This is a genomic window from Oceanobacter sp. 5_MG-2023, from assembly GCF_030548165.1.
Lineage (GTDB): Bacteria > Pseudomonadota > Gammaproteobacteria > Pseudomonadales > Oceanobacteraceae > Oceanobacter.
In genome coordinates, this window is record NZ_JAUORS010000040.1 from 1 (window position 1) to 10606 (window position 10606).

The following is a 10606-nucleotide window of genomic DNA, read 5'->3' on the forward strand; positions in this document are numbered from 1 at the left end:
ACATTCAACGACGGCATTTCGCCCGTTGCAGCTGAGGAAAACTTTAAAATACTGTCCGGGATTAGTTGACCACTACAGTACGAGTTTTTAGCCAAAGAGCGTGTGTCACTTATGTTGGAAATCTAGGGTTGACCACTACACTTTCGTGTAAGTTGATTTTTTCATACAATGACTATTTGGTTTATTATAGATATGCTACTATTTGTGTGACTTTTTACGAAACGGATTTCAAATGAGTAATTTTTGCGATCAAATTAAGGTTAATATTCAGTCATTAGCGGCTATAATTCAGGTTATTAGCCACGAGACTTTGCGAATTAGAGCTTATTGTATTCAGGCAGCGGAAGAGTTACAGCGTGATCTTTATTTGTGGAATGGCAGTGAAGGATTAAAACAATATAATTCCAGTGATAAGCAGTTTGAAGATTTCGAAGACATCGATCAGCCTTTTGAAATCTTGGATTGGATCAATGACACATCTAAAAACAGTAGTTCTTTCGAAAGAATTATTCTGCTTGAAGATTTTCACCACTATTTTCATGAACATACTTTGGTTTCTCGATTGCGATCTTATACTATTGCAGTCGCTAGTAGACAAATCGAAGGTATTTCGTTAGTGCTTTCACAGCCCATAGAAATGCTCCCAATCGAACTCGAAAAGGAAGTGCAGGTCATGCAACTTCCTTTGCCCTCATCTGAAGATTTAGTTAAGTTGATGCGCCAAGCTAAACAACGTTTTCAACTTGATGACAAAGACTATCAAGAAACCCCCGCATTAGTTGAATCCGCTCTTGGGCTCTCAACCAGTGAAGCTCAACTCGCTTTTTCCAAAGTAGCTTATCAATTTAAGCGACTCACTGAGTTACAAATACCTGAGGTTGTAAAAGAAAAAGAGCAGGTTATCCGCAAAAGTGGCCACTTGGAATATTTTCACCCCAAAGCCACTTTAGAGGATATTGGCGGACTCGATAACTTGAAATCTTGGTTGAACCGGCGCAAACAAGCTTTTACCAAAGATGCACGAGATTTTGGTTTAGAAACCCCACGTGGTGTTTTATTACTTGGTTTGCCCGGTACAGGTAAAAGCCTAGCAGCCAAAGCGGTTGCAAATGCATGGCAACTTCCTTTATTGAGGTTAGATATGGGGAAAATATATGGTGGGATAGTAGGGCAATCAGAAGCGAATATTCGTTCAGCGTTGAAAACTGCAGAAGCACTGGCTCCTAGTATTTTGTGGATTGATGAAATAGAGAAAGGCTTATCTGGCATGCAAAGTTCAGGAGCTACCGATGGCGGCACAACATCGCGAGTATTAGGCACTTTTTTAACTTGGATGCAGGAGAAAGAAAAGCCCGTTTTTGTGGTTGCTACAGCTAATAATATTGCACAGTTACCGCCAGAGTTATTGCGTAAAGGCCGAGTAGACGAAATATTTTTTGTTGATTTGCCGGTTAATCATGATCGCAAAGAAATACTTATGATTCATCTTAAAAGGCGTAATCGCTTAGATGATTTTTTAGACGGTGATCTCGACACCATTGTGGACGCTACAAAAGGATTTACAGGCGCAGAACTTGAAGAAGCCGTAAAAGAAGCGATGTTTATTGCCTTTGATGAAGGCCACCAATTAGCGAAAGAAGATATTCTAAAAGCCGTTTCTGCAACGTCTCCACTGTCATTAACCATGTCAGAAATGATTAGTCAAACACGAAAATGGGCTAAAGGGCGTGCGGTTTTTGCAAGCTCTTCACAGCCAGAAGAATTAGAAAATGATTCAAATAATAAAAAACCACGCCTTAAGCAAGAAGGTGAGAACCCGTTTATCTAAGTGAGTTGTTATGGAAAACCCATTTTTTAGTGCGTTGGAGATGCAAGGCGCTAATGTTGCTGTCGCCGAGAAGAAAACTAAAGACCAGTTAATGCCTTTTCGTCATTATTTAGAGAACAGCATTAAAGCGCTTGAGAATAAAGAAGTAAGTTGTAACTGGTTTCCTGTCAGTGGGCAGCGCTTTCGTATTACCCCGCAGCAACGTATTTGGCAACTTGTGCCTTATACAGAAATTGAAATAATTAATGAGCTGGCTGGCTGGTATCAAATCATTTCTGTTGACGGTGAACAACCAGATGCGGAGTTTGATCCAGATGAAATGGATCCAATTATTCAGGGTAAAGGGAAAAGCAAAAGAGAACATGAACTTGCTGAATGCGGATATAAGAAATATCCCGATTTTCGTCTTTATTTACCGAGCATGGAATTAGATGAGGAGCCTGTCTCTTGGAGTGGTTACCAATTGGAGCTTAGGCCATTAGCCGTAGAGATTGACCAGTTGAATACCATTCATGTGGATGGCCAATCTTGCAAGGTCGTTTCTCAATCTGAAAATCGCCTTAACATCCAAGCTTATGTACAAGCAAGTAGTCACATCTCTATTGATGGTCAAGATATCCCATTTTTGATGATAAAATCCTTTGATAAGAACTATCTCGAATCTTTGTCCATAAAGCGCAATAAGCAAGGTTGGTTAGTCTTCTCTCAGGATCGGCCAACTATCAATGCATGTCAATTGAACGATATTACTCATCAGTCTTTAGCTGAATTAAGTGCGAGTCACTTTAACGCTGAGGGTCTCACGTTACATGCTGACTCATGGAGAGTTTCAACCGAAAAGAACAGCATTGTCCTTGAAAGGATAAATGAAGAACAAAGTGTTGATATTCAAAAAATTAGCTGTCTCACTTTTCCAAAAATACAGTGGCAGGTCACTGCTATTGAAAATAAAGAAAAATGGATTCAACTTGTCGAAAAAATCGGTTCAGATGATACAGGAAAGTCGGATCTTGATTATTTTTTTGACGACAATCAAAACAGTAAAATTCTTGATGTGACCCAGCGCAACCATGACGATGGTTTTAGAATCTTAAAAGCGCGACCGGAAGAGCGACAAGTTTTATTAGCTCGAAATCAACGAGGTAAAAAAAACCACCAGAGTGAATATCCACATTCAAATGGAAAAAATCGTGAGATTCGTATCAGTGTTAATACCAGTCAATTGCGCCGGCAAAAAGACGCCCTGAACCAATTGATGTGTCGCCCGGCACAGGCGCATGGGCCACTTATTCAGTTGTTACAAGAGCGAAGCCAGACTAAATGGCCTGAAGTGACCCCAATACCTGAACATTGGATTGATTGGCAAGTGCTATCAGACCCAGATTTTGATGGTTGTAATAAACAGCGTGAGTTTGTGTGTAAAGCGCTGGCAAGTAGTGACTTTACCATTTTAGATGGCCCACCTGGGACTGGAAAAACAACGACTATTCTTGAGCTCATTTATCAATTAGTGACTCAGGGGAAGCGAGTCTTGCTATCAGCATCGACTCATGCGGCCATTAATAATTTATTGGAGCGAGTTAAAGAAAGTGCTGATTTAAATAATGTAATACATCCCCTGCGCGTTGGTGATGAGAGCAATGCGACGGGTGTTGAAGAGTTTCAGTTCGATAACCTACTAAACCAATACAAATCGGTGGCAGGTGGTTCCTCAATAAGTAAGCAGCTCATGGTTGATTCATCCAATCTGGTTTGCGGCACCACAATCGGTATTCTGCGCTTATTTAATGATAAGGACGTAGTGTTAGATGCGGGCGAGCCCCCCTTTGATGTCATGATTATCGATGAATGCAGTAAAACGACGTTCCAAGAATTTTTAGTGCCTGCTCGCTTTGCAAAGCGTTGGGTCTTAGTGGGTGACATTCGTCAATTGTCGCCATTTACTGACCGAGAACAAATCGTTGCGAATCTGGACAATTTGATGATTACCCCAGCAAGAGGGAAATCAAAAGCGCAAACCTTATCAGTAGATATACAACGAGCTTGTTTTTTGTTGGAAGAGCTTAGGGGTTCGACGAAAACACCTTACTCACAGCCTATGCTTCTACCTTTAACTTCTGGGATTATGAGTGCGATCAAGCAAGAAATTGCTCATCGAAAACAGCATAAACTGCTCAGTGCTGGTTTGGATAATATCCTTGTGGTTCCCTCTAGACGCTTACCAAATGATCCTCAATGGGTAAAAGGTGTTCAAGACATCAAGGCACAACCGTGGCATTTTTATCAGTTTAATATCTGCTTTGTCGAAGAAATGCTATTAGATAAAATTCAGCCATTCATTCCTCTAGATTGTATCGTCTTGCACCCGGACTGGTGGCGAACGCAACATGCGAGTCAATATTATTGCCAAGGTATAAATATCAAAGCCTTTAAAATCAAAAATAGCGAAATGACAAATAGCGTTGATATTCAAAGCGAATTGTTAGATCGATTTAACAGTAGTAAATGGTCTGAGGAAGTCTGTTGGCGGCTAGAGCGAGAATATTGGCTGCGTTTATCAAAGAACCAAAAGCGAAAAACCGGCTACATTGAAGAAACCTTGCAGCGCCTATTTCCAAAATCTATTGATGTTGATGGTCGTATTCATATGGTAAAAAATATCGCTTTTCCATCAATTTTAGAAGCGCTCTCTGGTGATGGTTTAGTTAAGCGCAGGAAAGATCAACCGACCACTCTCAACCAAGGTTTTACTGCATCCGAAAAACAACAACGGCACACCACACTAACTTATCAGCATCGTATGCACCCTGAGATAGCTAAGTTCCCACGAACACAGTTTTATCCTCAAGGTGTTTTGGTTGATGGTAAATATACCACCAGTGCGCGTAACTGGGATTACCCGCGTTATGCTTCGCGCAATATCTGGTTGAATGTGAATGGCAAGACACAAAAGGGCAATAGCAACCCTCAAGAAGTTAAAGTGGTAATGGACGAGCTAAAAACTTTTTGTGACTGGGCTGATGGCAAGGTCAAAAACCAAAAAAACGAGCCCTACGATGTTGCCATTTTGACTTTTTACAAAGGACAAGAAAAAGCCTTGCGTGATGCGTTGAAAAAGTTACCCGGAAATCAAAGTCGTTATGCTCGTTTTAATTACAAAGGTATCGCCATCAAATTGGCAACAGTAGATTACTTTCAAGGGCAAGAAGCAGATGTCGTTTTTCTCTCCATGGTGAACACGCATCGTGATGGTTTTATGGATTCGCCTAATCGACTCAACGTAGCCATTACTCGAGCCAGATATCAACTTGTTATTTCTGGTAATCATGATTACTTCAGCAACCGCTCACGCACAGAAGAGCTGAAAAATTTAGCGAATTCAGCGCAAGCCTTAGAGACTAATAGCTCTATAAATAGCAAACGCAATTCAAAATACAGGGGAAGTAAAGTTAGTGGCTAAACATAAAAAGCAACCAGTGTCAGCTAAATTAGAGTCTCAAAACCACGTCAGCGAGGTTGATGCTAGGTCTTTTTCTTTGACAATGAAAAGATCGGTCACGCTAAAGCGCTATCCTATGATTGCTCAGTTGGCTTTTTTTCGTGGGCGGCCTGATTTAGTTTCGCTGTTGGCGGCTGTGCAGAATAATTATAAAGAGATGCCTAATAGGCTTGTCGACTATTTAAGCAGGGAAAAGCTGTGGGATAGAACAGATGCTGTATTAACCTCCTTGGGTGAAGAAGTGAAAGCGACTGGGTGTTTCAACATCCAGGAGCGAGGTTTTTATCATATTTGGTATACCGATAGCGACTCACTGCTTGGAACAAGGCCAATGTTTATTCAAAGGGATACTGCTTTTTTTGAACCGAAGCAGACTATTTGGAAGAAAGGGATAGATGCTAAAAATTCGCAGTTTAAATTTGATGGTTCAGAACAGCGACTTGACGTGCAGGTTTTGGAAGAAATACTGCACAGCTCGCCCACTCGGTTGGAGCCTTCATTAGGCTTATCCACATTAACTCCTGAAGTCATTTGTTCGCCGGAAAAAGAGGCAACGATTCAGCTGAGTTGGAAACTGGGTTTTTCCATTTCTTCTTTAAAGTTACAAGGGCAAATAGAGACCTTACTGTTTAGCAATAATCGCACAACTAACCAACCACATGAGCTGGATATATCGATAGATGGGTTTGGTGAGCATTTCGTTGATGTGATGGAGGTCATCGCTCAAAAATGTAATGGCATTTGGCATCAAGAGAGTCAACGAGTCGCAGTAGAACTGGAAACTATTAAACATGATACAAACGCGGTACAGCGATTTGTGTTAGACAAGGTTTCACAAAGTAATTTGACGTTAGCGACTGAAAACTATAGCCAATGGGAAGCGTTCAATTTACCTATTAAGCCTATAAACCAACAAGATGCGAAAGCTTGGCATCAGCATTGGTTAGAGAATTATTATCGTGACGTTTACCAGCCAAGCGCGTCGGCTCGTAAGCAACAAGCGACTTGGCTCGATCAGGATGCGTTGCAAGGCTTTGAATTGCCGCTGTATCACCCACAGAACTTACTGGCAGAATTGTCGCGCGACAAGCAGCCTAAAGCATATTGGCATGCAGCGGCGCTGGCCGATTTAACCCCATCAAAGAGTAGAAAATCGCAGTTAGCGATTAATTTAGTTGAAGGAGATGCGCTGGATTTAACGAATCTTATGCATCAACTCTGCGGTGATGAGCATGTAAAAACCATCATATATTCAGATCGTTATGTTCATACTCCTCGGCAAAGTCGAAACTTAGCCGCAGTTGCGCGTTGCTTTAATGATGCGCAAGGTCAGTTGTTAACGTTAGCGGCTCAAAAAGGGAAGGAAGATATATTACCTGCTAATTGGCAGAAGCGAATAATTGAAAAGAGAAATGAAAATCATGGGCGATTTTGGATTTTTATTGGCCAACACCAAGTAAGCTGCTGGGAATGTACTTGTGGGCTTGATTTTATTAAAGAGCAAGGGGGCTCTTATATAATTGATGGCTGTCCTACCTTTATTCCAAAAGATCCAACGGAACTCCCGCAATTTTTAAAACATCAATTACAGCGTACGCTCACTGAATTACAAAGTATGGAGGTTGTTGAATAATGGCTAAGATCATCGTAAGAAATGAACAATTTCAAATAGACTTTACGCAGCAACCACTGTCCAATTTTTTTTACCAGCAACCTGGAGATAGTGAGTTATCAAAGGTGTTGCTCAGAATAGATAACGCATGGCTAGCTAAATTCATCAATCAAGCACGTTTAACTTTGCTAATTGCTTGTGAATCCATAAAAGACCTGACAGTAATTAATCTGCTGCAAAGTCAGGCCGATAAAGGCGTCCGTATCTATCTGTTATTAGGTGACGAGACCCAAAGTAAGACGGCGATTGATATGTTATCTGGCCGGTGTTTGATTCGTACCGGTATTAAACAACAAGGCACTTTATTACTGCATGATCATGCCTCTCCCCAAGCGCAAGGTTTCTTGTTGACTAGCAAAGATGTACTTTTTGATGACCAAGCTCATTCCCGAGCTATTGAGTTGGAGTCGATGCAACGAGAAGACAGCTATCGTAGTTTTTGTAAGTTATTTTGGGAGCAAGCAACTCATGAATACCTTGAGCATAATAAGCAGCAAAAAGCAGTGGTAAATCCAGATAGCAATATCGTTCCCAATCATTCGCATCATCTTTATGGCACCTTACAAGCGTGCTTAACAGATTCGCTCTCAAGCTTAAAGGCAGCAAGTGGCTCAGATTTCAATTCGTCAAACACACCATCAAAGCTATTACTGTCAACAGATTCAAAATTTGTCGACAGTAAAGCAAATGATGGAGTAGCGTTAACAGAATCAAATATCCCCAATATCTTATTTTCAGATGATGGTGACTGGCTATTACCTGATGCCCCTGATTTTTCGGTGACTAACTGGTGCCTTAAGTTATCAGCCAGTCAAAGTAAGCAAATGATCGAAGCCTTTGAGCTGGCACATGATAACGCTGCGTGGCAATTTAAACAAACAGCCACTTTGGGTGATATGCCTTCGCAGCAAGCAGTGCGCTTTAGTGATCAGCCACAAAGCATACGTACAGTTGAGCAATTCAGCAGCGAACGCTTAAATGATATATACACAGATACTATTGACGATTTTTTTGCTAAATCGGCTGATGAACTCACCCGCCACGCGACACGATGGCAACGTGATCGTCTTGCTCACTGCGTGGACTTTAGCGTTAAAATCCATCCTCCATATTGCCCGCAGGAAGCAAAAAAAGACGCTTTGTATCAAGATTGGCAGCACGCTGAAGACGATTGGCAGCGAAAATTATCAAGACTTGAATCGTTGCAAAATACGATTAATCAACAGCAAAAGAGCATAGCCGATTCGCTTAAAGGATTTATCAAAGGCTTTTTACTCGGGCAAGGGCAGTCGGTAAAACAATTCGAAAAAGAACTTGAAGCGTTAAAAGCGTGGTCAGTCACAACGGCAACACCAGCTGAGCGCGAAGCGTATCGTAAACGTCTCACTGATTTTCAACAAGGTATTCATCAGCGAAAGGCTGAGACTTCAGTGAAGTTAGATGAAGCGAAACAGCATCAGAATTGGGAAGCTAAAAAGTTGACGTTAAAAACAGAGTTAGCCCAAAAGACAGCCGTTGCAGAACAAAAACAAGCAACCTTTAAGCAAAAGAATGACGGACGAGAAGAAGCGCTTAAGCAAGCCGAGCTACATTTTATAGCGAGTTGGCAAAAGGCATCTGCCAGTTTAAATGAAAAACAGTTGAACGAATTAGCCATACCAACGGATGAAGAACCTCAAGTGAATGAATCATTATTACCTGAGGATAAGCGACTTGCGCTTTCTAATATGACAATTCTCCAAGCTAAAAACTGGAAAAAAACCATAAAAGAAAAAGTTTGGAAAAAACACTACCAAGCCTTTGCACAAGTATTAAATAATGTTGATGAAGCGAGTAAGAAAATCGAACGAGATGTTCAAGATGCAAATAAAGCGTTTGAGCAAAGCTCTTTACAACGCAAACAAGCAGAACAAGCACTGAAAGATCATGGAGTCGCTTTTACTTACCAGTCCAATCAACCCTCAGATGCATTAGATAAACAATTAGGGCTGAAAGAGGGTAATAAAGAGCAAGTCAAATTTGTGTGGCCTGCTGAAGAATTACCATCTAACCAAACTGAGCTACGCCAATATAAACAACAGCGCTATTTAATTATTGACAAAAAAGAGCAGTTTGAACAAGTCCAAAAAGACGCGGCTCGTCTCAATGCCAAAATTGTGTGTGATAAGGAGGCTGTGGATGCCTGAGCAAAAAATAGTGATCACTATCGATGATGATGGAGTCATAATAGCCAAAACCGCAGGATTTAAAGGTGAAAGTTGTTTGGAAGCGCTTGATGACCTACTCAATCTGAATGGTGTTGTAGGTGAGGTAAAAAAAACTGACGAGTATCATCAATTACAAGCGGTTAAAAAAACGCATATCCAAACCATTAAAGGCAGGTCTTAATGAGTGCAGTAATTAAGACAACCACCCCATTTTCTATTGAAGCGGTTTTGATTAAGGCGCTAGCAACTTTAGGTGCAGAGCCGCTTAAAGTCGATGCATCAAATATCACGTCTTTAAAGCACAATGGCGGTGTGCAAATTGGTGATATTTTTACAAATCGAAAAGATTATAACGGAATTCAACATTTTCGTTTTGAGCAAGGGCGTTGGATATTACGTCATGATTCAGATGAAATAAATGGACATATTACCGCTTCAACCATGGCATCACGAGAATACCTCTCTGTGCAAAAGTTTCTTACCTTGCTGAGTAAAGAGTATGACGTTACCTACCAAGACTATTTACAAGAACTTGCCGAACAAGAGCGACTTAAATTAGAAGAGCAACGCAAAGTAAGGGTGGAGGAAACCCGTTTACAGGCGATTGAAAAAGCCAAATCACAAGGGTATTCAGTTAAGGAAACTCGCAACAGTAAAGGGCAAATACAACTCGTTTTAACCCGCATGGTTTAGAGAGATGAAGTGCTACGGTGATTTTTTTAATTTGGCTCATATCGAGAGTGACAGCCTCATTTATGGGCCAGGAAAGCGATTGGTGATTTGGTTTCAAGGCTGTGCCCTTGCTTGCCAAGGTTGTTGGAACAAGGCCATGTGGTCATTTAAAGAGAATCAATTGATCCATCGAGAGCAATTGTTAGCGCGAATTTTAGCCACACCACAGATCCGTGGTGTGACTTTACTCGGTGGAGAGCCTTTGCATCAAGCGGATAATGTTTGGTGGTTGTTTGAGCAAATTAAACAACGTTCAAAGTTAACCACCTTTTTATTTACCGGGTTTGAAATGAGTGAACTTAAAGCATTTGGTTTTGCAGAGCGTATAGAGAATCTGTGTGATATTGTTGCAGTTGGTCGATATAACGAGAGTTTGCGTAATATCAATCAGCAGTGGATAGGTTCAGATAATCAACAAGTTATTTTTCCGAAAAAATCACGAGAACAAGATGCTAGAGTTTCATTAAATCAGGTGGAGTTGATTATCGACGATCAAGGTGGGATCACAACACTAGGGTTTCCAAGCGATGACCTAATTATCTTAATAAAATGATGTGCTTGTCAGGATGATGAACTCACTGTGTAGCGGTGTGTAGTGGTCAACTAATCCCGGACAGTATTTTAAAGTTTTCCTCAGCTGCAACGGGCGAAATGCCGTCGTTGAATGT

The 10606-nt window shown here is 41.0% G+C and carries 7 protein-coding genes; all 7 read left to right on the forward strand.

Features of this window, described 5'->3' with window-relative positions:
• The first annotated feature begins 232 nt into the window (after positions 1-232).
• From Q4551_RS15835 to Q4551_RS15865, 7 genes are read left to right on the forward strand one after another with little or no spacing between them, the layout of a single operon-like run.
• Positions 233-1828: an AAA family ATPase gene (locus Q4551_RS15835; protein WP_303434873.1), complete on the forward strand. Its 1596-nt coding sequence runs from the start codon at positions 233-235 to the stop codon at positions 1826-1828.
• Between the two features lie 10 nt (positions 1829-1838).
• A complete protein-coding gene (locus Q4551_RS15840; RefSeq protein ID WP_303434874.1) occupies positions 1839-5288 on the forward strand; it encodes an AAA domain-containing protein in 3450 nt (1149 codons plus the stop codon).
• Positions 5281-6960: a hypothetical protein gene (locus Q4551_RS15845; protein ID WP_303434876.1), complete on the forward strand. Its 1680-nt coding sequence runs from the start codon at positions 5281-5283 to the stop codon at positions 6958-6960. The genes Q4551_RS15840 and Q4551_RS15845 overlap by 8 nt, the downstream gene beginning before the upstream one ends.
• Complete coding sequence (locus Q4551_RS15850) at positions 6960-9185, forward strand: hypothetical protein (RefSeq protein WP_303434878.1); 2226 nt, start codon at positions 6960-6962, stop codon at positions 9183-9185. Before Q4551_RS15845 ends, Q4551_RS15850 begins: the two co-directional genes overlap by 1 nt.
• The gene (locus tag Q4551_RS15855; RefSeq protein WP_303434880.1) at positions 9178-9387 is read left to right on the forward strand and encodes a DUF2997 domain-containing protein; all 210 of its coding nucleotides are present in this window, start codon (positions 9178-9180) and stop codon (positions 9385-9387) included. Before Q4551_RS15850 ends, Q4551_RS15855 begins: the two co-directional genes overlap by 8 nt.
• Positions 9387-9899 carry a hypothetical protein gene (locus Q4551_RS15860; protein ID WP_303434881.1) on the forward strand — a complete coding sequence of 171 codons (513 nt, stop codon included), beginning with the start codon at positions 9387-9389 and terminating at the stop codon, positions 9897-9899. The genes Q4551_RS15855 and Q4551_RS15860 overlap by 1 nt, the downstream gene beginning before the upstream one ends.
• A gap of 4 nt (positions 9900-9903) precedes the next feature.
• Positions 9904-10491 carry a 4Fe-4S single cluster domain-containing protein gene (locus Q4551_RS15865; RefSeq protein WP_303434883.1) on the forward strand — a complete coding sequence of 196 codons (588 nt, stop codon included), beginning with the start codon at positions 9904-9906 and terminating at the stop codon, positions 10489-10491.
• Positions 10492-10606 lie beyond the last annotated feature (115 nt).